Genomic DNA, 25,607 nt, shown 5'->3' on the forward strand with positions numbered 1-25,607 from the left:
ACGTCAGACGCACTCCATGCTCCAGATCACAAACCTGACGTTCAACGCCTGGGGCCGCCAGTTCCTCGACGACGCCTCCGTCAGCCTGCCGCCGGGCTCGAAAGTCGGCCTGGTCGGCCGCAACGGCATCGGCAAATCGACCCTGTTCAAGCTGATCCTGGGCGAACTGGCCGCCAACGGCGACGAGGTCAGCCTGCCCAAGACCGCGCGCGTCGGCTCGGTGGATCAGGAGCACCCGGCCACGCCCGACAGCGTGCTGGACACCATTCTGGAAGCCGACGTCGAACGCCACACCCTGCTGACCCGGCTGGAAACCGCGCCGCCTGAGGAGATGGGCGAGATCTGGGCGCGCCTGATCGACATCGACGCCGACTCGGCCCCCGCCCGCGCCGGTGAAATCCTGGCCGGTCTGGGCTTCAGCCAGGAAGACCAGCAGCGTCCCATGTCCGAGTTCTCGGGCGGCTGGCGGATGCGCGTGGCCCTGGCGGCGGCCCTGTTCGCCGAGCCGGACATGCTGCTGCTCGACGAACCGACCAACTACCTCGATCTGGAAGGCGCCCTGTGGCTGGAAAGCCGCCTGCAGAAATATCCGCACACGGCCCTGATCATCAGTCACGACCGCGAACTGCTGAACAACAGTTGCACCCACACCCTGCACCTGGCGAACCGCAAGCTGGAACTCTACACCGGCGGCTACGACATGTTCGAGAAGGCGCGCGCCGAAAAGGCCCGTCTGCAACTGTCGGCCAAGGCCAAGCAGGACGCCGAGCGCGCCCACCTGCAGGCCTTCGTGGACCGCTTCAAGGCCAAGGCCTCCAAGGCCGCCCAGGCCCAGTCGCGCATGAAGCGCCTGGCCAAGATGGAGCCGGTCTCGACCACGATCGAGGAGCGTGTCGCCCCCTTCACCCTGCCGTCGCCGCCCCGCCCGCTGGCGCCGCCGCTGATCCGTCTGGAACGCGCCAACGTCGGCTATGAGACCGGCAAGCCCATCCTGCGCAATCTGAACCTGCGCATGGACCTGGACGACCGCATCGGCCTGCTGGGCGTCAACGGCGCCGGCAAGTCCACCTTCGCCAAGATGATCGCTGGCGCGCTGAACGTCTCCGAGGGCGAACTGCACCGCGACAAGAAGATGCGCGTGGGCTGGTTCCACCAGCATCAGATCGAGGCCATGGACCCGACCGACACCCCGCTGGAGATCATCCGCCGGGCCATGCCGGACGCCAGCGAGAGCAGCCGCCGTTCCAAGCTGGCCCAGTTCGGTCTGGGCTACGAAAAGCAGGAAACCACGGTCGACAGTCTGTCGGGCGGCGAACGCGCCCGTCTGCTGCTGAACATGGTGGCGATGGACGCGCCCCACGTCCTGATCCTCGACGAACCGACCAACCACCTGGACATCGACAGCCGCCGCGCCCTGCTGGACGCGCTGAACGACTACAGCGGCGCCGTCATCCTGATCACCCACGACCGCTCGCTGATGGAACTGGTCGCCGACCGCCTGTGGCTGGCCGCCGACGGCACGGTGAAGCCCTATGACGGCGACATGGACGACTATCAGAAGTTCGTCCTCGACCGCGCCAAGGCCGCCGCCGTCAAGCCCAGCCAGATCAAGCAGGAGGCGGCTGCTGCGGCGGCACCCTCGCAAGGCGGCAAGAAGAAGAACGACAAGAAGTCCGGCCCCTCGCCCTCAACCCTGCGTCACGCGGTGAAAAAGGCCGAAGAGCGCATGGCCGCCCTGACCGCCGAGGTGGCCCGCATCGACGACGACCTGGCCAACGCCGCCGTCTCCAACCCCAAGGCGCTGGAAGGCCTGACGCGCGCCCGCGCCAAGACCCAGACCGATCTAGAGGCCGCCGAGGCCGCCTGGGTCGAGGCCGAAGAAGCCCTGGCGGCGGTGTCCTGATGAGCAAAAAGGCCCCGCCCTCGGTCCTGACCCGCGACGAAATGCAGGAGGCGGCCAGCCGCCTGCGGACCTATCTGCGCGAGGAAATGGATGTCGAGGCCGGCCAACTGCCGACGGAAATGCTGGTCGAGTTCATCGAACGCGACATCGGCCGGCTGTTCTACAATCGGGGCCTGCGCGACGCCGAGACCGTGGTGCGCCAGAAGGTCGAGGACGTCGCCGACGCCCTCTACGGCCTGGAGCGCTGACAAAGGACGTCATCCCGGCCGAAGCCTCGCTAGCGAGGCGCAGAGCCGGGACCGCCCAAGAGGCAGACGTCTGAGCTTGAGGCGGTCCCGAATAGCGGCTTCGCCGCTTCCGGGATGACGGCCGTTTAGCCGTTCAGCCGCAGCCGCAGCCGCCTCGACGACCGATGTTTTGTTAGTGAACCGGAATCGTGCGACGTCGCCGTCACACGATCCACGGAGCCGTCATGATCAGAACCTTCGCCGCCCTTGCCCTGACCGCGGCCCTGCTCTCGCCCGCCGCCGCCCTGGCTCAGAACGCGACGCCGCAACGCTACTCGGTAGAGCTTCAGGTGATGGAGGCCGGCAAGGAGGTGGTCATGGCGCGCACCTTCGTTGCGGAAGGCAGCCCGGCGAACTTGACGCTGAACGCCGACAAGGACGCGCTCGAGTTCAACGCCAACATCTACACCCAGCAGGGCGACGGCGCCGACGACATGCTGCTCACCGAGGTCAACCTGATCCGCAACGGCGAGGAAATCGCCGCCCCGCGCATGATGATGAAGCGCACCGGCACGGCGCGCTACGAAGTCGGGACCGAGGGGGCTGACTCTGTCCGCGTCACGATCAGGCCCGCCCCCTGAGCCGCGTCAGCCGCAGCTGACGCGCGTCACGACATTGGTCTTGTCGTCGTAGGTGAAGTTCACGCGGTTATCGCGGAAGTCCATCGTCGCGGCGCAGCTGCTGCACAGGACGCGGAAGATGCGGCCGGCCGGCGCGTCGGCGGGAATCGCCGAACGGTTTCGGCCGACATATTCCTGATAGTCGCCGGCCTTGCAGGCGACAGGCGTGGCCTCGCCGCCCGGCGCGGGCATGGCTTCTTGCGTCGGGGCGCAGGCCGAAAGCGCCACAGCGCCCGCGAAAGCCGTCAACAGCAGCATCGTCTTCATGGCGTCTCTCTCCGTTTCGGCCTAGCCGCAGCTCACGCGCTCGACGATGCCGGTTTGCTGATTGTAGAATATATTCAGTCGGTAAGGCGAATAGTCTTCGGTAATGGGGCAGGTTGTGCAGGCCACCCGACGGTTCACCACGTCCACCGGAACGGGAATCTCGGTCCGGGGTTTCCCGACCAGCCACTGAAGCTCGCCCGCCTTGCACATGTCGGCGTCGCCCTGAGGCAGGCGCGTGCCGATCGGCGGGTTCTGACGCGCCTGGTCGACGATGCGGGGCGCGGTGGGCGCGGACGAAGACGAGGAGCAGCCGGCGACGGCCAGCAGGCTCAAGGCGGTCAAAGAAGCGATCAGGCCGCCTTTTCCCAACGTCCTTCGTCCGTCTGTTTCCAGTAGGCCAGGTTGGCGTTCGCCGCCTTCAGCGTGCGCCAACGTTCGCGCGCGAACTGCAGCGCCTGCTCGTTTCGGCCGTCGAAAATGATGAAGCACCGCTCGTACCCCTCCGTGGCCCCCAGCTCTGACTCATCGACGATGAACAACGCCTGAGCACGATTGAGGTTTTCGCCCGATTCGGACAGCAGGATCGGCTGTCGCGCGGCGTGCTCTTCCGACGCCAGCCCGTGCGGCAGGAAGCTGTCGTCGCGATAGGTCCACAGGCTTTCGTCGAGGTCGTCCAGCCGATGCGGGGTCGCCCCGCGCACCAGCGCGCGCCAGCCCCGCTGGAGGGTCTTCTCCAGCAGACCCGGCAGCACCTGATCCAGCGTCGAGCGCTCCAGATGGTAGAACCAGATTTCCGGCTTTGCGTCAGACACCTGGCCCTACCCTCTGAATGCGTCGGATCAGGCTTCGTATTTGTCGGCGACCATGCGGTCCAGCAGACGCACGCCATAGCCCACGGCGCCGTCCGGCACGGTCGGGTTGCGGCTGTCCTTGACCCAGGCGGTCGAGGCGATGTCGATGTGCGCCCACGGCGTGCCGTTGGTGAAGCGTTGCAGGAACAGGGCGGCGGTGATCGAACCACCGGCGCGACCGTTGCCGGTGTTCTTCACATCGGCGATCGGGCTGTCGATGTGACGCTCATAGGCGGCCGGGATCGGCAGGCGCCAGACGTTCTCGCCGACCTTGGGACCAGCGGCCAGGATGCCGTTGGCCACATCGTCGTCGTTCGAGAAGACGCCGGCGTATTCCAGGCCCAGCGAGATGATGATGGCGCCCGTCAGGGTGGCCAGGTCGATCATGAATTTCGGCTTGAAGCGCTCCTGCGTGTACCAAAGCGCGTCGGCCAGAACGAGGCGGCCTTCGGCGTCGGTGTTCAGGACTTCGACCGTCTGACCCGACATCGACACCACCACGTCGCCCGGACGCTGCGCCTTGCCGTCAGGCATGTTCTCGACCAGGCCCAGGACGCCGACGACGTTGACCTTGGCCTTGCGTCCCGCCAGGGCGTGCATCAGGCCGGCCACGGCGGCGGCGCCGCCCATGTCCCACTTCATCTCTTCCATGCCGTCGGCGGGCTTCAGGCTGATGCCGCCGGTGTCGAAGCAAACGCCCTTGCCGACGAAGGCGATGGGGGCCTCGCCCTCCTTGCCGCCGTTCCACTGGATGACGGCCAGCTGGCTTTCACGCTCCGAACCCATGCCGACGCCCAGCAGGGTGTGCATGCCCAGCTTTTCCATCTCGGCTTCGCCCAGGATCTCGACCTTGGCGCCCAGGGCTTCCAGTTCCTTCACGCGGCGCGCGAACTCGGCCGGGTACAGGACGTTGGCCGGTTCCGACACCAGATCGCGCGAGAACAGGACGGCGTCAGCCACGGCCGACAGCGGGCCGAAGGCGGCCTCGGCGGCGGCTGCGTCCGAAGTGACGACGCGAACCGTCGTGACCGACGGAACCTTGTCGGCCTTCTGCTTGGTCAGATATTTGGCGAAGCGATAGGCGGCCAGACGCACAGCGAAACCGGCGCGCGCGGCCTGTTCGGCCGACAGGTGGGCCGCGTCGATGGTCAGGACTTCAGCGCCCGACAGCTTGGCTGCGTGATAGGCGGCGGCGGCGGCGGTCTCGACCGCCAGATCGTCGAACTTGTCGGCCGCGCCCGCGCCGACCAGCAGAACTGAATTGGCGTCGATACCGGCCGGGGCCGCGACGGTCAGGTGGCTGTTGACTGCGCCGGTGAAGCGGCTGTTCGTCATCGCCTTGGTCAGGGCGCCCGACGCGGCGGCGTCCAGGGCAGAACCCGTACCGGCCAGCGCGCGGCCTTCATGGACCAGAACGGCAAGGATTTCGGCGGCGCTGGGGGAAGCGACGAACTCGATTTTCATGAAACCTACTCCAGGCCAGGGTTCTGTGCCCCGGTCGTGCTTGAATCAGACATAGGCGCACCGGCTGTTTCGCCGTTACGCTCGGATGTGTATTACATGGCCCGCATCGCTCGCGGCTGCAACTCGCTCGCCCCCGAAACCCTTTCTTTCCGACCATGACGCTGATTCAGGGCTACCTCTTTCGCCAGATCGGTCTGCCCGTCGTGGCGGCGTGTGCGGCGCTGGCCGGAATCGGCCTGCTGAGCCAGAGCCTGGATCAGCTCGAGGTCATCGTCGAGCGCGGCCAGAGCGTCTGGGTCATGGCCAAGCTGACCCTGCTGACCCTGCCCCAGCTGGTCGCCGTCATCCTGCCCATCGGCCTGTTCGTCGGCGCCCTGATCGCCCTGACGCGACTGCAGCGCGAACAGGAGCTGACCGCCGCCTATGCCGCCGGCGTCAGCCGCTGGTCGCTGATCCGGCCGGCGATCAAGATCGCCGTCATCGTGGCCGTGATCGCTCTGATCACCAATGTCTTCGTCCAGCCCTGGGCCCAGCGCGAGGCGCGGCGTCAGGCCTTCGCCATCCGTACCGACCTGGCCGCCTTGCTGGTCGAAGAAGGCCAGTTCGTTCAGGGACCGGGCGGCCTGACCGTCTATGTGCAGCAGATCGAGCAGAACGGCCTGCTCAAGAACCTGTTCGTCTATCTGGACAACGGCAAGACGGTGACGACCTGGGACGCCGAGACCGCCCGCTTCGGCCGGGTCGACGGCGTGCCGGTCCTGACCATGCAGAACGGGTCGATGCAGCGCTATTCGTCGCGCGCCGTGCTGAACCAGCTGTCGTTCGACCAGCAGGTGTTCGACCTGTCGCCCTACACCAAGACGACCGAGCGCATCCGCTTCAAGCCGTCCGACCTGTGGCTGACCGAATTGTTCGACCCCACCCCGGCCCTGCTGGAAAGCGCCGGCACGCGCGGCGAGCTGGCGGCCGAGGCCCATTCGCGGCTGGCCTCGCCCCTTTACGCCCTGGCGGCGATGGCTTTGGCGCTGACAGCCATTCTGGGCGGATCGTTCAGCCGCACCGGCTACAGCGGCCGCATCGCCAAGGCGGCGGGCGTCTTCCTGGTTGTGCGCGTGGTCGGTTACGGCCTGGTGGCGGCCAGCGCCTGGAATGGAGCCCTGAACCTGCTGCAGTATCTGTTGCCGCTGGCGACCTGTTTCGTGGCCCTGCGCCTGTTGTTCCGCGCGCTGAAGCCGCATCGGCGGCGCGTCTGGGCGCCCTATGAACGCTTCAAGGCGAGGTTCGCATGAAGCTCCGTCTCGGCCGCATCGAACGCTATGTGCTGGTCCAGCAGTTCCGCGCCCTGGCCGTCGCCCTGGCCATCATTTCCGCCCTGGTGATGCTGATCGACTTCGTCGAGGTGTCGCGCGGATTGAACTCGTCCGGCGAGCTGTCCAGCGCCCGCATCTTCGGTCTGGTGCTGCTGAAATCCCCTACCGTAGTGGTTCAGTTGCTGCCGTTCGTCTTCCTGTTCGGCACCCTGGCGGCCTTCGTCGGTTTGAACCGACGCAGCGAACTGATCGCCATGCGCGCCGCAGGCGTATCGGCCTGGCGTTTCGTCCTGCCGGCAGCCGGCGCAGCCCTGGTGCTGGGCGTGCTGACGGTCACGGTGTTCGGCCCCATGGCCGCCGCCGGCGACGGCCTTTGGCAGCGCGAGCGTGGCCGCATCTCGGGCTCGACCCCGGGGACCGACAGCCATGAGGCGGTCTGGCTGCGCGAGGGCGACGCCTCGCGTCAGATGATCATTCGCGGCGCGCAACAGGATCCGGCCAGCGGACGTCTGCTGGACGCCAGCTTCTTCATCTACACCACCGCGGCGGGCGGCCATCGCGTCTTCAGCGAGCGGATCGACGCGACCACGGCCTCGCTGACGGCCGGCCGCTGGCGGCTGACGAACGCGACGGGCGCGCAGACGGGCCAGCGCGCGGTGCGCTACGCCACCCTCGACCTGCCGTCGAACCTGGCGGACAAGGAGGCGTTCCAGCGCTTCGCCCGGCCGCAGTCGACGCCCTTCTGGTCGCTGCCCAACCAGATCCAGCGAATCGAGGACGCGGGCTTCGCCTCGACCGCCTATCGTCTGCGCCTTCAACAGTTGCTGGCCACGCCGCTGATGTTCGCCGCCATGTCGATCCTGGCGGCGGCCTTCTCGCTGCGCCTGATGCGTTTGGGCGACCTGGCGAGAATGACCGTGGCGGCCGTGGTGCTGGGCTTCGCCTTCTTCTTCGTGAACCAGTTTTCCTCGGCCATGGGTTCGGCCGAGGTGGTGCCGCCCTTCCTGGCGGCCTGGCTTCCGCCTGTGCTGACGGCCCTCGCCGCCTTTACCTTGCTGTTCTATACCGAAGACGGCTAATCGGACGGCTTCCGGTCGCCCGGCAATGAGTGGATTCCGCATGAGTGATCGCCGCACATCCCGAGAGGGAGCCCTGCGCGCCCGGCTCCTGGCCGGTGCGGCCGTCATCGCCTGCGTTCCGGCCTTGCCCGCCATGGCGCAGGACACGGCCTCTGCGCCTCAAGCCGCCCCGACGGCCGCCCCGGCAGCCGCCGTCCAGCCCGCGCTGGTCGTTGACGGACTGGAGCCTGGCTCGGTCTATGTGAACGCCGCCTCCGCCAGCCGCCAGGGTGATGTGATCACTGCAAGCGGCACGCCCCTGGATCGCGTCTTCGCGCGTTTTCGCGACCATAGCCTGCGGGCCGAAGGGATCACCTATGATCTCAAGACCGGCGCCGCGACCGCTGTCGGCCGCGCCGAACTGACCGCACCCGGCGGCGCCGTAGTTCACGCCAGCCGCATTGAACTGGATTCGGACCTCAAGGCCGGCGTCGCAACGGACCTGGCCATGCGCCTCGCCAACGGGGCCAGCCTGATGGCGGCGACGGCGGTGCGCCGGTCCAAAAACGTCGCCGAACTGAACCGGGTCATCTTCACCCCCTGCCCGATCTGCGACGTCGACGGGCCGAAGCAGCCCAGCGTCTCGATCCAGGCCGACAAGGCGGTTCAGGACCAGGACCTGCGGGCCATCCTGTATCGCAACGTGGTCTTCCGCGTCGGCGGGGTCCCGGTCTTCTACCTGCCGGCCTTCGCCCACCCCGACCCCAGCGTCGACCGCGCCTCGGGCTTCCTGATCCCCTTCCCGGACTTCGACGAAGGACGCGGCGCCTCGCTGGAGGTTCCCTATCTGCATGTCGTTTCGCCCTCCGAAGACTGGCTGATCAGCCCGCAGATCAACACCAAGATCGCGCCGCTGCTGAACCTGCAATGGCGGCGGCGTTTCAACAGCGGCACAATCGTCGTGCGCGGCGGCTATACGTATGAGCGCGACTTCGGCGACTTCGATCAGGACGGCGACGGCGACGCCGAGAGCAACGTCCGCTTCGGCGACCGCACCCACCGCAGCTATCTGCTGGCGCATGGCAAGTTCGACCTGCAGGGTCCGTGGCGCTGGGGCTTCACGGCCGAGCGCGCATCGGACAAGACCTTGTTCGACCGCTACAACATCCGCGACACCTATCAGGACAACGGCCTCTACTATGGCGACCGCCGCCGCCTGATCAGCCAGATCTATGCCGAACGTCAGACCCAGCGGTCCTATCTTTCGATCGCGGCTTTCTCGATCCAGAGCCTGCAAGTCGCCAAGTTTGATCCGTTGACGCCGGCCCTGAACGTGTTCGAGGACGACAACACCCTGCCCCTGGTCGCGCCGCTGATCGACGCACGTTGGGAACCGGGCGGCCCAATATTCGGCGGGCGCCTGCGCCTGCGCGGCTCGGCCGTGGCCCTGACGCGCGACGCCTACATCGGCTACCCGACCCTGGCGCCGGGCCTGATCCCGCCCGGACCGACCGACGGCCTGCCTGGCGTGGACAGTCGCCGCCTTACAGGACAGGTGGACTGGCGCCGGACGCTGATCTCGCCCATGGGCGTCCGCTGGGAGCCGTTCGTGGACGCTCGGCTCGACGTCTATTCGGTAGACGACCTGCCGCCGATGCTGGGCCTCGATACGGACGCCTTCACCCGCGGCCGCGCCAGCGCCGGGGTGGACGTCAGCTATCCGCTGTACCGCCGCCTGTCCGCCGCCGCCGATCTGATCCTGGAACCGATGGCCCAGTTGTCGGTGTCGAACCACGCCGACCTGGACCCTCGCATTCCCAACGAAGACAGCCAGACGCTGGAACTGGACCACATCTCCCTGTTCCGCATGGACCGCTTCCCTGGTTACGACCTGATGGAAGGCGGCTTGCGCTTCACCGCAGGCGCACGCGCCACCCTGCGCTGGGACGACAAGCGTTCGGCCAGCCTGTTCATCGGCCGCAGCATTCGCGCCGACGATCAGGACGAGTTCCGCACCCCGATTCCCGACGATCCGACGCGCCTGTATGACCCCTCGGGTCTGGCCGACCGCACGTCCGACTGGGTGGTTCATGCCACCTTCTCGCCGTCCGACCGGATTCGCGGCTGGGCGCACGCCACGATCGACCCGAACGGCGACGTGCGACGCGGCGAGACGACCGTCGATGGACGCTGGGGCCGGCGCAACCTGGCCAGCCTGAGCTACATCATCGACCGCTCCAATCCCCTGCCCGGTCCGCTGAACCGCAATTACGAGTTCGTCCAGCTTTCCGGCCAGCAGTTCGTCTATGGCAACTGGGGCGTGGCGGTGAACGGCGTCGCGGATCTGGAACGCAACATCATCACGCGCTCGGAAGTGGGCCTTCTGTTCGACGACGACTGCTTCCGCGTCGAACTGGGCTGGCGTCGCGACAATACGCGGGTGCGCCCGTCCGGCCCCTCGGAAGGGGTCTATATTCGACTTAACCTCGCCACTTTTGGAGGTTCAGGCTATGATCGAAGTGATATGCGCTAAGCACGGCGTGCAGGGGCGTGCGCCATCCGGGGTTCAGAATCGTCGATGACGTTGCTGGGCCAGGACCAGACTGCTTTTGGGAATCAGGACTGACGATGCGTTTGATGCGTTACACGACGGGCGTGGCCATGGCCGCCCTCATCGCCGGCTCGGCTGTCGGTCAGTCCGCGGCCCAAACGGCGCCCGCGCAGCCGGCTCCGGCCGCCGGGACGCTGAATCCCGCCGCCGAGGAAGCGCCCCAGCGCGCGGCCGCCGCCCCGCAGTTCCGCCTGTCCGACGGCATCATCGCCACGGTCAACGACCGCATCATCACCGGCTATGACCTGCGTCAACGGATGCTGGTCCTGATGGCCATGACCCAGGTCCAGCCGACCGAGGAAAACATCGGCGCCATCCAGCAACAGGCGCTCAACGATCTGATCGAGCAGCATCTTCAGGCCGCCGAGATCGCCAAGTTCGATCAGCTGAAGATCTCCGACCAGGAAGTCGATGAAGAGATCACCGGCATGGCGCGCGAAGCCGGCACGACGGCCGCCAACTACATGGCCTTCCTGGAACAGGGCGGCATCCGCCCCCAGCCCTTCCGCGAACAGCTGCGCACCGAGATCGGCTGGCGTGAACTGGTCGGCGGCCGTTTCCGCGACCGCGCCAAGGTCAGCCGCACTCAGGTCGAGCAGGCCATGCGCCAGATGACCGAGTCCGCCACCAAGCCCCAGTATCTGGTCGGCGAAATCTACCTGGAGGCCAACCGCGTCGGCGGCATGCAGGAAGCCATGAACGGCGCGCGCCAACTGGTGCAGCAGATGATTCAGGGCGCGCCCTTCATGGCCGTGGCCCGTCAGTTCTCGGCCGCCCCCTCGGCAGCGCGCGGCGGCGACGCCGGCTGGGTTGTCCAGGGCACAGTCCAGCCCGCCCTGGAACAGGCCATGGAGGCCCTGACCGTCGGTCAGCTGTCCAACCCCATCCCGGTCGATGGCGGCGTCTACATCCTCTATATGCGCGACAAGCGCTCGGGCGCGGCCACCAGCCTGGTTCAGATGAAGCAGGTCATGATCGAGCTGCCGGAAACCGCCGGCGAGGCCGAAGTCACCGCCGCCACCCAACGGCTGGAAGCGATCCGCGCGGGCCTCACCTGCGACAACATCCTGGAACGGGCCCGCGCCGCGCAAGGGATGCTGGGCGCTGATCTCGGCGAAAGCGACGTGGCCAACCTGCTGCCGCAGTTCCAGCAAGTCGCCCGTTCCGCCGAAATCGGTTCGGTCAGCAGCGTCGTTCGCAGCCCGCTCGGCGTTCACCTTCTGGCCGTCTGCGGCCGTCGCCTGGGCGGCCCCGAGGCCCCTTCGGCCCAACAGGTCGAATCGCGTCTGCAGAATCAGAACTACGCCATGCTGGGCCGCCGCTATCTGCGCGACCTGCGGGCCGACGCCCTGATCGAAATCAAGCAGTGATGACCGGGCGGCCGCTCATCGTCACGATGGGCGACCCCGCCGGCGTGGGGCCGGAGATCATCGCCAAGGCGTGGCCGGTCCTGGCCACGCCGCCCGGCCCGCTCGCCCCCGTCACCCCCTTCGCCGTCATCGGCGACGCCGACGTTCTGGCGGCCCTGGGCGCGCCGGTGCAGCAGATCTTCAGCCCGTCAGAGGCCGCCGCCGTCTTCGGCCGCGCCATTCCCGTCCTGCACCACCCGGCCCCCGCCCCGGTGACGCCGGGCCAGCCCGATCCGCGCAACGCCCCCGCCGTCGCCGACTGGATCGAGCGCGCCGTCGATCTGGTCATCTCGGGCGAAGGCAGCGGCGTCGTCACGGCCCCCATCGCCAAGGCGCCGATGTACGCCTCGGGCTTCCGCTTCCCCGGCCACACCGAGTTCATCGCCGAGCTGACCGCCGACATGCCGTTTTCCGGCACGCGCGGCCCGGTCATGATGCTGACAGCCAAGGACCTGCGCGCCTGTCTGGTGACGATCCACGTCGCCATCGACCAGCTGCCGGAACTGGTGACGGCCGAGCGGGTCATGCGCGTCGCCCGCGTCGTCCACGAATCCATGCAGCGCGATTTCGGCATCAAGGCCCCGCGCCTGGCCATGGCCGCCCTGAACCCCCACGCGGGCGAAGGCGGCTCCATCGGCCTTCAGGAGGTCGAGGTCCTTCGCCCCGCCGCCGCTGCCCTGCGCGCCGAGGGGCTGAACATCACCGACCCACTGCCCGCCGACACCCTGTTCCACGACGAGGCCCGCGCCCGCTATGACGCCGTCGTCTGCCTCTATCACGATCAGGCCCTGATCCCGGTCAAGACGCTGGACTTCTGGGGCGGGGTGAACGCCACCCTCGGCCTGCCCATCGTCCGCACCTCGCCCGACCACGGCACCGGCTTCGACATCGCCGGCAAGGGCGTCGCCCGCGCCGACAGCTTCATCGCCGCCGTGCGTCTGGCTTCAGAGATGGCGGCGGCGCGCGCCACGCGCTAAGGCGTCCGTATGACGGACCTTCCCTCCCTTCGCGAAACGCTCGACGCCCACGGCCTGCTGGCCAAGAAGAGCTTCGGCCAGCATTTCCTGCTGGACCTCAATGTGACGCGCAAGATCGTCCGCTACGCCGGTCCATTCGAGGGCCGCGCCGTGATCGAGGTCGGCCCCGGCCCCGGCGGCCTGACCCGCGCCATCCTGGAAAGCGACGCGGGCAAGGTGGTTCTGGTCGAGAAGGACCCCCGCTTCATCCCCCTGCTCAGCGAACTGGACGACGGCTCCGGCCGCCTGACCATCGTCGAGGGCGACGCCCTGAACGTGCGCGAGGCTCAACTGGTCGAAGGCCCGACGCATCTGGTGTCGAACCTGCCCTACAATGTCGGCACGCCGCTGCTGATCAAGTGGCTGACCGGGCCGTGGACGCCCTGCGCCCTGACCCTGATGTTCCAGAAGGAAGTGGCCGAGCGCATCGTGGCCGGCCCCGGCGACGACGCCTATGGCCGTCTGGCCGTCATCACCCAGGCCGTGGCCGAGGCCCGCATCGTCATGCACCTGCCCGCCGCCGCCTTCACCCCGCCGCCCAAGGTGGCCTCGGCGGTCGTGCATGTGGTGCCGCTGGCCGATCGCCCCTCGCCTGAACGGCTGAAGAAGCTGGAACGCGTCACCGCCGCCGCCTTCGGCCAGCGCCGCAAGATGCTGCGCTCCAGCCTGAAACAACTCGGCGGCGCCGCCCTGTGCGAAGCCGCCGGCATCGAACCCGACGCCCGCGCCGAAGTCATCGACATCGCCGGCTTCCTCCGCCTGGCCGACGCCCTGAAGTGACCGCCTGACATGACCGTTGAAATCGAACCCTTCCGCGCCATCAGCGTCAGCCGCCTGGCCCATGAACTGAAGGCCCAGGGCCGCTCCATCATCCATATGGAGTTCGGACAGCCCTCGACCGGCGCCCCGACCAAGGCCATTGCCGAGGCGCACCGGATTCTGGACAGCGAACCCGGCGGCTACTGGGAAAGCCCGGCCCTGCGAGCTCGCATCGCCAAGCTCTACGACGACCGCTACGGCGTGAGCGTCGATCCCGAGCGGGTCGTCATGACGGCCGGCGCTTCGCCCGCCCTGGTGCTGGCCCTGATGATGCGGTTCCAGCCCGGCGACCGGGTGGCCATCGCCCGCCCCGGCTACGTCGCCTATCGCAACACGCTGAAGGCCCTGCACATGGAGCCGGTCGAGATCGACTGCGGCCCCGAGGTGCGCTTCCAACTGACCGCCGAGGCCCTGCGCGCCCTCGATCCCGCCCCGGCGGGCGTCATCATCGCCAGCCCCGCCAATCCGACCGGCACCATCATCCCCGAGGCCGAACTGAAGGCCATCGCCGAGGTCTGCCGCGAGCTGAACATCTCGGTCATCTCGGACGAGATCTACCACGGCCTGTCCTACACCGGCCCGACCCCGTCGATGCTGCAGTTCGAGCCGAACGCCCTGATCGTCAACAGCTTCTCCAAATACTGGAGCATGGCCGGTTGGCGCCTGGGCTGGCTGCTCCTGCCCGAGGCCGAGGTGCCGCAAGCCCGCGCCCGCGTCGGCAACATGTTCCTGACCCCCGCCACCCTCAGCCAGCACGCCGGCCTGATCGCCATGGACTGCGAGGACGAGCTGGAGGCCAACATCGACGTCTACCGCGCCAACCGCGCCCTTATGCTGGACGCCCTGCCGGCCATGGGCCTGCGCTCCATCGCTCCGCCCGACGGCGCCTTCTACATCTACGCCGACATCGGCCACCTGACCGACGACAGCATCAGCTTCTGCGAGGCCCTGTTGCGCGAAACCGGCGTGGCCACCGCCCCCGGCGTCGACTTCGATCCGGTCAACGGCCACCGCTTCATCCGCTTCAGCTTCGCCGTCTCGACCGCCCAGGTCGAGGACGCGCTGGCCCGCATCAAGCCCTTCTTCGCGGCCCAATCTTCCCTCTCCTGATGGAGAGGGCTTGAGCCTCCAAGCGCGCAGCGATTGGCAAGGCGACCCGAAGGGCGGCGCGTAGCAGCCAAAGGGTGAGGGTTCCCCGCGTCAGTCGGCGTAGGCCGTCGCCGCCTTCGGCTGATTTTCTGGGATGGGCGGGCGTGGATGTGAAAACCAGCCCCCTATTCCGCTCATCCCGGCGAAGGCCGGGATCCAGATCAAATGGCGGGACGGCAAGCTCTAAAGGCGGGATTGCGCCATCCGAAACAGACGGTGCGCCTTAATCTGGATCCCGGCCTTCGCCGGGATGAGCAGAAGGGGTGAACCTCAGACCACTTCCTTCAGCAGCGCGCTCTTGTAGCCTTCGACCCACAGGTTGCGGGCGCGGCGGCTGCGTTCGGCGTGGTAGATGTGCGCCAGCTCAGCATAGCTGCTGTCGAAATCCTCGTTGACCAGAACGTAGTCGAACTCGTCGCAGTGTTCGATCTCACCCTTGGCGTTGGCGACGCGGCGTTCGATCACGTCGTCGGCGTCCTGCGAGCGCGTCACCAGACGGCGGCGCAGTTCCTCGAGGCTGGGCGGCATGACGAAGACGCGCACGGCGTCGCCGGGGCATTTCTCGGCCACGTCGCGGGCGCCCTGCCAGTCGATGTCGAACAGGACGTCGCGGCCCTCGGCCAGGGCGCGGTTCACCGGCGCGGCGGGCGAGCCGTAGCGATTGCCGTGCACGTCGGCCCATTCCAGGAAGGCGTCGCCGTCGATCAGGCGCTGGAATTCCTCATGGGTGACGAAGTGATAGTCGCGGCCGTCGACCTCGCCGGGACGGATGCCGCGCGTGGTCATGGAGACCGACAGCTCCAGCCCCTTGTGGTCGGCCATCAGGCGGCGGCACAGCGACGTCTTCCCGGCCCCCGACGGACTGGCCACGATCAGCAGGACGCCACGGCGGGGGGTGCGGTTATTCGACATTCTGAACTTGTTCTCGAAGCTGCTCGATGACGGCCTTCAGTTCGAGGCCGATTCCGGTGAGCGGCGTGGTAGCGGATTTCGAGCAGAGCGTATTCGCTTCGCGCATGAATTCCTGCATCAGGAAGTCGAGTTTTCGCCCGGCGGGGGGTTGCTGCAACAGGGTGCGGGCCGAATCCACGTGCGCGGTCAGCCGATCCAACTCCTCGCGCACGTCCGCCTTGGTGGCGAGCGCAGCGGCTTCCAGGAAGATTCGCTCGTCCAGACCCGGCGCATCGGGCGCCAGTTCGCTGATGCGGCGAGTGAAACGCTCGCGGATCGCCTCGGTCTGTCTTGATGCCTCGACCTCGGCGCGCGCGACCAGGGCCTCGATGGTCCCGACGAAATCATGGATGACCGGCGTCAGTTGCGCGCCCTCGCGCTGACGCGACAACTTCAGGGCGTCCAGCGCCTGTTCGATGGTGGCGGCGATGGCGGCCTCGATGGCGGCGCGGGCCTCGGGGTCCTCGTCCTCCTCGGCCACCTCGATGACGCCGCGCAGGGACAGAAGGCCGTCGGCCGAAGGCGGCACCGCCCCCTCCTCCGCCAACTGGTTCGCCAGCTTCAGATAGGTGGCCAGAACGGCCTCATTGACGCGCGGCGCGGGCTCCGAACCCTCGGCCCGCTTGGCCTGCACGCCCAGCGTCACCTGACCCCGGTTCAGACGCGCCTGGGCCGCCGCCTTGCTCAGCCGCTCCAGATTGTCGAAGCCGCCGGGGCCGCGATAACGCACCTCCAGCGACCGCCCGTTGACCGAGCGCACCTCGACCGTCCAGGCCCAGCCGTCCAGCGCCCCATCGGCCCGGCCGAAGCCGGTCATGCCTGAGATGGAATTGCTCATTGCGGACTCGCCGTCGGCACTGTGATGACCTTGGCGCCCGGCGGGATGACCACGGGCGCGGACGCAGCCTCGCCCATCGGCGCGGGCGCGGCGCCGGGAACCGATGCCGTCTCGCCCGGCGGCAGACCCGCCTTGCGCCGTTCGATCTCGCGCCAGCGCGCCACGTTCAGCAGATGCTCGGGATAGGTGCGGGCGAAGACGTGGCCGCCCGTGCCGTCGGCGACGAAGAAGACATAGTCCGAACGCGGCGGGTTCAGCACCGCCTTCAGCGCCTCCTCGCCGGGGTTGGCGATGGGCGTCGGCGGCAGGCCGTCGATCAGATAGGTGTTCCACGGCGTCTGGGCGCGCAGTTCCGAGGCCCGGATACCGCGGCCCAGCGGACGCCCCTTGGTCACGCCGTAGACGATGGTCGGGTCGCTCTCCAGCCGCATCCCCAGCCGCAGACGGTTGGTGAAGACCGCCGCCACCTGGGGCCGTTCCGAGGCCAGGCCGGTCTCCTTCTCGACGATGGAGGCCAGCACCATGGCCTCTTCCGGCGTGGTGACGATGGTGTTGGGCGAGCGCTGCGCCCACAGGGCGTCCAGCTTGGTCTTGGCGGCGCGCTGCATCCGCGCGACCACGGAGGCGCGGGTCTCGCCACGCGAGACCTCATAGGTGTCGGGCCACAGGCTGCCCTCAACGGGAACCTCGACCTCGCCGGTCAGGACCGGCTGTTTCATCAGGATGTCGACCGCCTGGGCCGAGGACCAGCCTTCCGGCAGGGTCACGTAGTGGCGCACCGCCTTGCCGTCGACCAGCAGGCCGACCACGGTCGCCAGCGAGGCGCCGGACGGAACCTCATACTCGCCCGCACGGATCTTGCGGTCGGCGCCGGTCAGGCTGACGGCGGCGCGGAACAGGTCGGTCGAGCGGATCACGCCCGCCGACTTCAGACTGGCGGCGATGGCCGGCACGCCCGCACCGGACGGCAGGCTGACGACGGTGGCGTCGCCCTCGACCGCCTTCGGCCCCGGCCCCCAATAGACCGCCCACAGGGCGATCAAGGCTGCAACCACGAACAGGCCCAGTGTCCCGGCGGCGGTGATCAGGCCGACGCCGAGACTCGATTTGGATGCTCCGCCGCCGCCCCGCTTCGGCACGCGATTCTTGGGGATGCGAACCTTGGGCGTGGGACGACGCGACGGAGCCTTGGCCAAATCAGTCGACCTTCTTGAAGATCACGGCCGCATTGGTGCCGCCGAAGCCGAAGCTGTTGGACATCGCCACATCGATCTTCATCGGCTTGCCCTTGTGCGGGACCAGATCGATGACCGTCTCGTGCTCGGGATCGTCCAGATTGATGGTCGGCGGCGCGATCTGGTCGCGAATGGCCAGGACCGAGAAGATGCTCTCGATGGCCCCGGCGGCGCCCAGCAGGTGACCGGTCATCGACTTGGTCGAGGAGACGGCGACATCCTTGGCGTGATCGCCGACCAGCCGCTCAATGGCGCGCAGTTCGATCCAGTCGGCCATGGTCGAGGTGCCGTGGGCGTTGACGTAGTCGAGGTCCGACGGCTCCATCCCGGCGCGCTTCAACGCCGCCTTCATGGCCCGCAGGCCGCCGTCGCCGTCTTCCGACGGAGCGGTGATGTGATAGGCGTCGCCGCTCATGCCGTAGCCGACGACCTCGGCGTAGATCTTGGCGCCGCGCGCCTTGGCGTGTTCGTACTCTTCCAGCACCATGATGCCGGCGCCTTCGCCCATGATGAAGCCGGCGTGGCCGCGGTCATAGGGGCGCGAGGCCTTCTCGGGCGTGTCGTTATAGGCGGTGCACAGGGCCTTGCAGGCCAGGAAGCCGGCGATGCCGATCGGCACGACCGAGCTTTCGGCGCCGCCCGCGACCATGACCTCGGCGTCGCCCAGCGAAATCATGCGGGCCGCGTCGCCGATGGCGTGGGCGCCGGTGGCGCAGGCGGTGACGACCGAGTGGTTCGGCCCCTTCAGGCCGTGGCGGATCGAGATCTGGCCCGAAGCCAGGTTGATCAGGGCCGAGGGGATGAAGAAGGGGCTGACGCGACGAACGCCCTGTTCCTTCAGCACGATGGCCGTGTCGGCGATGGGGCCCAGGCCGCCGATGCCGGAGCCGACCATGACGCCGGTCGCTTCCTTGTCGTCCTCGGATTCGGGCTTCCAGTTCGCGTCGGCCAGCGCTTCGTCGGCGGCGGCAATGGCGTACAGGATGAAGTCGTCGACCCGCTTGCGGTCCTTGGCCGACATCACCTGATCAGGATCGAACACGCCCGGCTGGCCCGGCGCGCCGCGGCCGCGGCCGTCCACGGACGGCACTTCGCCGGCGATGGTGCAGCCATAGCCCTCGGTGTCGAAGCAGGTGATCGGACCGATGCCCGAGCGGCCCTCGACGATGCCCTTCCAGACATGCTCGACGCCCGAACCGAGCGGAGTGACGAGGCCGAGGCCCGTAATGACGACGCGGCGCATGGTTCGCGCTCCTTGGACTACCAGAATCGTGACCGAAAACAATAATGGCCGCCGGACGGTCCCGCTAGGGTCCCGTCACGGCGGCCATCATTTAGAAGTGCGACAGATCGCAGCTGGATTAACCAGCCAGCTTCTCGTCGATGAACTTCACAGCGTCGCCGACGGTCTGGATGTGCTCAGCGGCGTCATCCGGGATCTCGACGTCGAATTCTTCTTCGAAGGCCATGACCAGTTCGACGTTGTCGAGCGAGTCGGCGCCCAGGTCGTCGATGAAGGAGGCCTTTTCCGTGACCTTGTCCGGATCGGCGTCCAGATGGTCGATAACGATCTTGCGGACGCGTTCGAGGGTGTCGGACATGAGTGTCTCTCTGCCTGTTTGTTTGTCGCCGTGAAGGCGGGGTATCAGTGTTCGCCGTGTCACGGCAGCCCCGGGGACGCAAGACCTTGAAGGGACTCACCGCCGCGAAGCATTCCCGCCCTTTAGCACAGCCACCGGGGCGGGAAATAGATTGTTGCGCGTCGTGATGACGACGCGCAACGCTTAGATCATCGCCATGCCGCCGTTCACGTGCAGGGTCTGCCCCGTGACATAGGCGGCTTCGTCCGACGACAGATAGACGGCGGCGGCGGCGATTTCCTCGCCCGTGCCCAGACGACCCGACGGAATCTTGGTCAGGATGGCCTCGCGCTGCTGGTCGTTCAGCACGTCGGTCATCGGCGAAGCGATGAAGCCCGGCGCGATGCAATTCACCGTGATCCCGCGCGAACCGACTTCCTGGGCCAGCGACTTGGAGAAGCCGATCATGCCCGCCTTGGACGCCGAATAGTTGGTCTGGCCGGGGTTGCCGGTCACGCCGACCACCGAGGTCACGCCGATGATGCGGCCCGAACGGCGCTTCATCATCCCCTTCACCGCCGCGCGGGTCAGGCGGAAGTAGCTCTCCAGGTTGATCTGGATGACGGACTGGAAGTCCTCGTCCTTCATCCGCATCAGCAGGCCGTCCTTGGTGATGCCGGCGTTGGCGACCAGGATGTCCAGCGGACCGCCGGCGGCTTCTTCCGCGCGCGCCACCAGACCGTCGACCGAGTCCGCGTCCGACAGGTTGGCGGCGGCGAAGAAGGCGCGCTCACCCAGTTCCTTGGCCAGATCAGCCAGCACCGCCTCCCGCGTGCCCGACAGCACCACGGTCGCGCCCTGAGCGTGCAGCGAGCGCGCAATGGCCCCGCCGATGCCGCCGGTCGCGCCGGTCACCAGGGCGATCTTTCCCGAAAGATTGAACATTGTTTCTATCCCTATGAAATCAGAGCGACTTGGCGAACGCTTCGAGGTCTTCCGGCGTGTTCAGCGCCAGGCTCTCGGCGTCGGGCGCGATGCGCTTGGCCATGCCGGTCAGGACCTTGCCCGAGCCGATCTCGACGAAGCGGGTCACGCCGCCTTCGGTCGCCATCCACTCCATGCTCTCGCGCCAGCGCACGCGGCCCGTGACCTGCTCGACCAGCAGGCGACGGAGAACCTCCGGGTCCGTTTCCGGGCGGGCGGTGACGTTGGCGACCACCGGCACGGCCGGGGCGAGAACCTTGGCGTCGGCCAAAGCATCGGCCATTTCGTCAGCCGCAGGCTGCATCAGCGGGCAGTGGAAGGGCGCCGAGACGTTCAGCGGGATGGCCCGCGCGCCCAGTTCCTTGGCCTTCTCGATGGCGCGGTCCACGGCGGCCTTGTCGCCCGAGATGACGACGTTGCCGTTGTTGTTGTCGTTGGCGACGACGCAGACGCCGACTTCCGAACCGGCCTTGGCGGCGGCTTCGGCCAGGGCCAGGTCGGTCTTGGGACCGATCAGCGAGGCCATCGCGCCCTTGCCCACCGGCACGGCGCGCTGCATGGCCTGACCGCGCAGCTTCAGCAGACGCGCCGTGTCCGACAGGCTGATCGCGCCGACCGCCGCCAGAGCCGAGTACTCGCCCAGCGAGTGACCGGCGACGAAGCCGGCCTTGGTCACGTCCACGCCGAACTCGACCTTCAGCACCCGCGCCGCCGCGGCGGAGACGGCCATCAGGGCCGGCTGGGCGTTCTCGGTCAGGGTCAGCTGGTCTTCCGGGCCTTCGCGCATCAGGTCGAACAGCTTCTGGTTCAGCGCGTCGTCGACCTCGGCGAAGACGTCGCGGGCGCTGGCGAAGGCTTCAGCGAGGGCTGCGCCCATGCCGACGCTCTGGCTGCCCTGGCCGGGGAAGAGAAGCGCGAGGGTCATAGAGGAACGATCCGTGGTCCGTTGATTCAAGGCGCGAGGCGTAGGCGAAACCCTCCCCTACGGCAAGCAGGCGCTGACGCTGGCGCTCTCAGCCTTGCTCTTTGGGCCTATTTCGCCTATACGCGCCGCCTTTCCAGGGCTTCGGTCCTGTTGCGGAACGCCAAAGGGTTCGGGAAGTCATCCCGGCCGCCGCTTCAGGAGCCATCGTGGGATTGGACTTTACCCGGTCCGCCTCGCGCCGATGCCCACAAGGGAGACTACCGCATGGCTCTTTACGAGCACACGGTCATGACGCGCCAGGATATCTCGGCGCAACAGGCCGAAGCGCTGAACGACACCATCAAGGCTCTGATCGAAGAAGGCGGCGGCAGCGTCGCCAAGATCGAGTACTGGGGTCTGCGCAACCTGACCTACCGGGTCAAGAAGAACCGCAAGGCTCACTATTCCCTGCTCGCTCTGGACGCCCCGGCTGCCGCCGTGGCCGAAGTCGAACGTCAGCTGTCGCTGAACGAAGACGTCCTGCGTTGGCTGACCGTCCGCGTCGAGGAACTCGACCTGGAACTGTCGCCCCTGCTGGCTCGTCGTGAACGTGAGCGTGACCGCGATCGCGGCCCGCGCACCGACGAAGCTGCGGCCTCGGAATAAGGAACCGGATCATGACCGACACCACCGCTCCCATCCCGGGCGCCCCGGCCGGCTCCGGCTCGGCCGGCCGTCGCCCCTTCTACCGTCGCCGCAAGGTCTGCCCGTTCTCGGGCGCCAACGCGCCGAAAATCGACTACAAGGACGTGAAGCTGCTGCAGCGTTACGTTTCCGAACGCGGCAAGATCGTGCCCTCGCGCATCACCGCCGTTTCCGCCAAGAAGCAACGCGAACTGGCCAAGGCCATCAAGCGCGCTCGCTACCTGGCCCTCCTGCCGTACGTGGTGAAGTAAGATGAAGGTCGTTCTGCTGGAACGCGTCGAGAACCTCGGCGCCATCGGCGACGTCGTCACCGTCAAGGACGGCTTCGCTCGTAACTACCTGCTGCCGCGCGACAAGGCTCGTCGCGCGACCTCGGCCAACCTCAAGGCGTTCGAACTCGACCGCGCGGCTATCGAAGCCCGCAACGAGAAGAACAAGGCCGACGCACAGAAGGTCGCCGACAAGATCGACGGCCAGACCTACGTCATGATCCGTCAGGCCGGTGAAACCGGACACCTGTACGGTTCGGTCGCCGGTCGCGACGTGGCTGAAATCATTCAGTCCGAAGGCGGCAAGGTCGAGCGTTCGCAAGTCGTGCTGAACGTCGCGATCAAGGCCCTGGGCGTCCACGAAGTGCCGGTTCGCCTGCACCCCGAGGTCCGCGCCACGGTCAAGATCAACATCGCGCGCTCGGCCGAAGAAGCCGAACGTCAAGCCAAGGGCGAGGATGTCATCCGCGCCCAGTTCGACGACGAGCGTAACGCCGCCGAACAAGCCGCCCAAGAACTGATCGAAGGCGGCGCCGGTCAACAAGAAGGCTTCGGCGACGAAGCCTGATCTGTCGACTGACGGTATCGATCAAGGGGCGCGTCCTTCGGGACGCGCCCCTTTTTCTTGGCCGAATGTTTTAGATTTTCTACAGAATCGCTGACAGATTCTCGATATTCCGCGCCGCTTTCGCACCGCAATATGGTCACAGCTCATCCTCCCCGATGGGCGGGAGATGACGATGCGAATGCGCTTCTACGCCGACATTCATCGCCCGGTCGTTCGACCGGCGCGATGTCCAGCTCGCCGCTGACCCCCTTCGGGCCGGTCCGCCGCCGGCCCTGACCACACAAACAATCGACGCAGTCTCACGACGCCGGTCAACGGCAGCGACTGAACCCATGCGTCCAAATCAGAAAAGCTGACCTCTCGAGATGACCCGTATCCTTGCCTACCGTTCCGCCCTGTTCCTGGCTTCCTCCAGCGCCGCCCTGCTGATCGCGGGCGCCGCCGCCGCCCAGGAAGCCCCCGCCGACGCCACTTCGGTCGATGAGATCGTCGTCACCGGCAGCCGCGTGCCCAGCCGCTCGCGCCTCGACACGCTTGCCCCTGTCGATGTCGTGACGGCCGAGACCCTGTCGACGCGGGGCACGACCGAGTTCGCCGCCGCCCTGGCCCAGAGCGTACCGTCTCTGGTCTTCGCCCGCCCATCGGTCGTGGACGGCACCGACTCTGTCCGCCCGGCTACCCTGCGCGGCCTGTCGCCGGACCAGACCCTGGTGCTGCTGAACGGGACGCGCCGCCATGCCTCGGCCCTGGTCAACGTCAACGGCTCGATCGGCCGCGGCTCGGCCGCCGTCGACCTGAACGCCATCCCGACCGGCGCCCTGGACCGGGTCGAGGTCCTGCGCGACGGCGCCTCGGCGCAATACGGCTCGGACGCCATCGCCGGGGTCATCAACCTGCGCCTCAAGGAAGCCCGCGAGGGCGGCGGCGCCAGCGTCACCTACGGCCAGTATTTCACCACGGTCGAGACCGCGCGCGGCGAGCGCGACGAGACCGACGGCCGCACCGTCACCGCCTCGGCCTGGCAGGGCCTGGGTCTCGGCTCCGACGGCTTCCTGACCCTGTCGGCTGAATACCTGAACCGCGAGCCGACCAACCGTTCGGATCTGGACCCCCGCATGACGCCCAACGCCGTCACCGCCCGCGCCGGCGACCCCAAGGTCGAGCAGTGGACCGTCTTCGCCAACGCCGGCAAGCCTCTGGCCGCCGGTTGGGAGGCCTATGGCTGGGCCGGCTATCAGGATCGCGACAGCCAGAGCGCCGCCTTCCCGCGCCTGCCCAACAACGCCAACAACGTGCCCGCCGTCTATCCCAAGGGCTTCCTGCCCAAGATCGCCGTCAACTCGCAGGACCTGTCCCTGGCGGGCGGCGTGAAGGGCGAGATCGCCGGATGGAGCGCCGACTTCAGCCTGGTCTACGGTCGTAACGCCCTGGACTTCCGCACCGAGGACTCGCTGAACTCCACCTATGGGGCGGCCTCGCCGACCAGCTTCGATTCCGGCGGCCTGACCTATGACCAACTGGTCTTCGGCGCCGACTTCACCCGTCAGTTCGAGGTCGGCCTCAGCGGCCCGCTGAACTTCGCCTGGGGTCTGGAAGCCCGTCGTGAAGGCTACAAGATCGACGCCGGCCAGCCGGAATCCTGGAACCGCGGTCCTCTGGGCTCCAACACCGCCCTTGCCGGCGGCGCACAGGGCTTCGTCGGCTTCCAGCCCTCGAACGAAGTGGACCAGGACCGCGACGCCCTGGCCCTCTACGCCGACGTGGAAATCCCGCTGACCGAGAAGTTCACGGTCGAAGGCGCCCTGCGGGTCGAGGACTATTCCGACTTCGGCGACGCCCATACCGGCAAGCTGGCCGCCCGCTATGACTTCAGCCCGAACTTCGCCCTGCGCGGCTCGGTCTCGACCGGCTTCCGCGCGCCGTCGCTGCAGCAGAGCTTCTTCACCTCGACCTCGTCGGTGATCCAGAACGGCGCCGTGGTCGAGACCGGCACCTTCCCGGCCACCAGCACCGTCGCCTCCGTCCTCGGCGCGCGTCCGTTGAAGCCCGAGACCTCGACCAACTATTCGCTGGGCGCCGTCGTCCGCCTGGGGAACTTCGACCTGACGGTGGACGCCTACAAGATCACTATCGAGGATCAGATCGTGCTGTCGGAGTTGATCGGCCGCACGACCAACGGAACCGTGCCCGGACCGGGCGGTGCCCTCATCAACCCTCAGATCGCCAGCCTGCTGGACCCGCTCGGCGTCCAGGCGGCGCGCTTCTTCCTCAATGGCGTGACGACCGAGACCGAGGGCGTCGACATTGTCGGCCGCTATCGCCTGCGCACCGAAAGCGCCGGCAGCTTCGACTTCACCGTCGCCGCCAACGTCAACGACGTCAGCCTGACCAAGCTGCCGACCTCCTCGTCGGTGCTGAACCCGGTCCCGACCCTGTTCGCGCGCAGCCGCATCCTGACCATCGAGGAAGGCACGCCGGATACGAAGGTCTCGAGCTCGGTCGACTGGCGCCTGGGCCGCTGGGGCGCGACGGCGCGGGCCACCTACTACGCCGACGTGCTGCAACCCGGATCGACCCCCGCCAACGACTATTCGACCGGCGCCAAGACCACGGTCGATCTGGAAGGCCGCTTCCAGGTCACGGATCGCGTCGGCCTGGCCATCGGGATCGACAACGTCTTCGACGAATATCCCGACTTCGTTCCGGCCAGTCTGAACAGCAACGGCGTCCTGGGCTTCCCCTACTACTCGCCCTTCGGTTTCAACGGCCGCTACGGCTACGCCCGCCTCAGCGTGAAGTGGTGACGACG

General features: G+C 67.6%; 25 protein-coding genes. 14 read left to right on the forward strand and 11 right to left on the reverse strand.

Annotated features, from left to right (window positions below):
• Positions 1-16 precede the first annotated feature (16 nt).
• From AC3IS2_RS08300 to AC3IS2_RS08310, 3 genes are all read left to right on the forward strand, one after another.
• Positions 17-1,903: an ABC-F family ATP-binding cassette domain-containing protein gene (locus AC3IS2_RS08300; protein ID WP_489197139.1), complete on the forward strand. Its 1,887-nt coding sequence runs from the start codon at positions 17-19 to the stop codon at positions 1,901-1,903.
• Positions 1,903-2,151 carry a DUF2164 domain-containing protein gene (locus AC3IS2_RS08305; protein ID WP_489197140.1) on the forward strand — a complete coding sequence of 83 codons (249 nt, stop codon included), beginning with the start codon at positions 1,903-1,905 and terminating at the stop codon, positions 2,149-2,151. The genes AC3IS2_RS08300 and AC3IS2_RS08305 overlap by 1 nt, the downstream gene beginning before the upstream one ends.
• A gap of 224 nt (positions 2,152-2,375) precedes the next feature.
• Positions 2,376-2,771: a hypothetical protein gene (locus AC3IS2_RS08310; RefSeq protein ID WP_489197141.1), complete on the forward strand. Its 396-nt coding sequence runs from the start codon at positions 2,376-2,378 to the stop codon at positions 2,769-2,771.
• Between the two features lie 6 nt (positions 2,772-2,777).
• Here AC3IS2_RS08310 and AC3IS2_RS08315 read toward each other — a convergent pair whose 3' ends face one another.
• From AC3IS2_RS08315 to AC3IS2_RS08330, 4 genes are read right to left on the reverse strand one after another with little or no spacing between them, the layout of a single operon-like run.
• Positions 2,778-3,077 carry a hemolysin gene (locus AC3IS2_RS08315; RefSeq protein ID WP_489197142.1) on the reverse strand — a complete coding sequence of 100 codons (300 nt, stop codon included), beginning with the start codon at positions 3,075-3,077 and terminating at the stop codon, positions 2,778-2,780.
• 21 nt (positions 3,078-3,098) lie between these two features.
• Positions 3,099-3,419, reverse strand: coding sequence for a hypothetical protein (locus tag AC3IS2_RS08320; protein ID WP_489197143.1), 321 nt, complete (start codon positions 3,417-3,419; stop codon positions 3,099-3,101).
• Between the two features lie 8 nt (positions 3,420-3,427).
• Entirely contained in the window at positions 3,428-3,889 is a 462-nt protein-coding gene (locus tag AC3IS2_RS08325) for a DNA polymerase III subunit chi (RefSeq protein WP_489197144.1), read from the reverse strand.
• A gap of 27 nt (positions 3,890-3,916) precedes the next feature.
• Positions 3,917-5,392, reverse strand: a complete 1,476-nt coding sequence (locus AC3IS2_RS08330) for a leucyl aminopeptidase (protein WP_489197146.1) — start codon at positions 5,390-5,392, stop codon at positions 3,917-3,919.
• Between the two features lie 155 nt (positions 5,393-5,547).
• Between AC3IS2_RS08330 and AC3IS2_RS08335 the strand changes: the two genes are divergently transcribed.
• From AC3IS2_RS08335 to AC3IS2_RS08365, 7 genes are all read left to right on the forward strand, one after another.
• Positions 5,548-6,681, forward strand: a complete 1,134-nt coding sequence (locus tag AC3IS2_RS08335; protein WP_489197147.1) for an LptF/LptG family permease — start codon at positions 5,548-5,550, stop codon at positions 6,679-6,681.
• Complete coding sequence (locus AC3IS2_RS08340) at positions 6,678-7,781, forward strand: LptF/LptG family permease (protein ID WP_489197149.1); 1,104 nt, start codon at positions 6,678-6,680, stop codon at positions 7,779-7,781. Before AC3IS2_RS08335 ends, AC3IS2_RS08340 begins: the two co-directional genes overlap by 4 nt.
• A gap of 40 nt (positions 7,782-7,821) precedes the next feature.
• Positions 7,822-10,293, forward strand: a complete 2,472-nt coding sequence (locus AC3IS2_RS08345) for an LPS-assembly protein LptD (protein WP_489197151.1) — start codon at positions 7,822-7,824, stop codon at positions 10,291-10,293.
• 104 nt (positions 10,294-10,397) lie between these two features.
• On the forward strand, positions 10,398-11,741 hold the full coding sequence (locus AC3IS2_RS08350) for a peptidylprolyl isomerase (protein WP_489197152.1): 1,344 nt from the start codon (positions 10,398-10,400) through the stop codon (positions 11,739-11,741).
• Positions 11,741-12,757 carry a 4-hydroxythreonine-4-phosphate dehydrogenase PdxA gene (pdxA, locus tag AC3IS2_RS08355; protein WP_489197153.1) on the forward strand — a complete coding sequence of 339 codons (1,017 nt, stop codon included), beginning with the start codon at positions 11,741-11,743 and terminating at the stop codon, positions 12,755-12,757. Before AC3IS2_RS08350 ends, pdxA begins: the two co-directional genes overlap by 1 nt.
• Before the next feature lie 9 nt (positions 12,758-12,766).
• Positions 12,767-13,576 carry a 16S rRNA (adenine(1518)-N(6)/adenine(1519)-N(6))-dimethyltransferase RsmA gene (rsmA, locus tag AC3IS2_RS08360; protein WP_441453052.1) on the forward strand — a complete coding sequence of 270 codons (810 nt, stop codon included), beginning with the start codon at positions 12,767-12,769 and terminating at the stop codon, positions 13,574-13,576.
• Between the two features lie 9 nt (positions 13,577-13,585).
• The gene (locus tag AC3IS2_RS08365) at positions 13,586-14,725 is read left to right on the forward strand and encodes a pyridoxal phosphate-dependent aminotransferase (RefSeq protein WP_489197155.1); all 1,140 of its coding nucleotides are present in this window, start codon (positions 13,586-13,588) and stop codon (positions 14,723-14,725) included.
• A 309-nt stretch (positions 14,726-15,034) separates the two neighbouring features.
• Here the strand turns inward: AC3IS2_RS08365 and gmk are convergent, their stop codons facing one another.
• The 7 genes from gmk to fabD form a co-directional block, all read right to left on the reverse strand.
• Positions 15,035-15,676: a guanylate kinase gene (gene gmk, locus AC3IS2_RS08370; protein ID WP_489197156.1), complete on the reverse strand. Its 642-nt coding sequence runs from the start codon at positions 15,674-15,676 to the stop codon at positions 15,035-15,037.
• Entirely contained in the window at positions 15,666-16,553 is an 888-nt protein-coding gene (locus tag AC3IS2_RS08375; protein ID WP_489197158.1) for a YicC/YloC family endoribonuclease, read from the reverse strand. The genes gmk and AC3IS2_RS08375 overlap by 11 nt, the downstream gene beginning before the upstream one ends.
• Positions 16,550-17,749: an endolytic transglycosylase MltG gene (gene mltG, locus AC3IS2_RS08380; protein WP_489197159.1), complete on the reverse strand. Its 1,200-nt coding sequence runs from the start codon at positions 17,747-17,749 to the stop codon at positions 16,550-16,552. The genes AC3IS2_RS08375 and mltG overlap by 4 nt, the downstream gene beginning before the upstream one ends.
• 1 nt (position 17,750) lies before the next feature.
• A complete protein-coding gene (gene fabF, locus AC3IS2_RS08385; protein WP_489197160.1) occupies positions 17,751-19,031 on the reverse strand; it encodes a beta-ketoacyl-ACP synthase II in 1,281 nt (426 codons plus the stop codon).
• Between the two features lie 118 nt (positions 19,032-19,149).
• Positions 19,150-19,389: an acyl carrier protein gene (locus AC3IS2_RS08390; protein ID WP_105564338.1), complete on the reverse strand. Its 240-nt coding sequence runs from the start codon at positions 19,387-19,389 to the stop codon at positions 19,150-19,152.
• 183 nt (positions 19,390-19,572) lie between these two features.
• Positions 19,573-20,313: a 3-oxoacyl-[acyl-carrier-protein] reductase gene (gene fabG, locus AC3IS2_RS08395; RefSeq protein ID WP_489197161.1), complete on the reverse strand. Its 741-nt coding sequence runs from the start codon at positions 20,311-20,313 to the stop codon at positions 19,573-19,575.
• A 19-nt stretch (positions 20,314-20,332) separates the two neighbouring features.
• Positions 20,333-21,277, reverse strand: a complete 945-nt coding sequence (gene fabD, locus AC3IS2_RS08400) for an ACP S-malonyltransferase (RefSeq protein WP_489197163.1) — start codon at positions 21,275-21,277, stop codon at positions 20,333-20,335.
• Between the two features lie 264 nt (positions 21,278-21,541).
• Here fabD and rpsF point away from each other — a divergent pair, with 264 nt between their 5' ends.
• The 4 genes from rpsF to AC3IS2_RS08420 all read left to right on the forward strand — a co-directional run bounded on the left by rpsF (position 21,542) and on the right by AC3IS2_RS08420 (position 25,602).
• On the forward strand, positions 21,542-21,922 hold the full coding sequence (rpsF, locus tag AC3IS2_RS08405; RefSeq protein ID WP_431566375.1) for a 30S ribosomal protein S6: 381 nt from the start codon (positions 21,542-21,544) through the stop codon (positions 21,920-21,922).
• Positions 21,923-21,933: 11 nt separating this feature from the next.
• The gene (rpsR, locus tag AC3IS2_RS08410; RefSeq protein WP_105564333.1) at positions 21,934-22,212 is read left to right on the forward strand and encodes a 30S ribosomal protein S18; all 279 of its coding nucleotides are present in this window, start codon (positions 21,934-21,936) and stop codon (positions 22,210-22,212) included.
• Position 22,213: 1 nt separating this feature from the next.
• Positions 22,214-22,798, forward strand: coding sequence for a 50S ribosomal protein L9 (gene rplI, locus AC3IS2_RS08415; RefSeq protein WP_489197166.1), 585 nt, complete (start codon positions 22,214-22,216; stop codon positions 22,796-22,798).
• A gap of 365 nt (positions 22,799-23,163) precedes the next feature.
• Positions 23,164-25,602 carry a TonB-dependent receptor plug domain-containing protein gene (locus AC3IS2_RS08420; RefSeq protein WP_489197167.1) on the forward strand — a complete coding sequence of 813 codons (2,439 nt, stop codon included), beginning with the start codon at positions 23,164-23,166 and terminating at the stop codon, positions 25,600-25,602.
• Positions 25,603-25,607 lie beyond the last annotated feature (5 nt).

The organism is Brevundimonas sp. KH_025, from assembly GCF_057839885.1.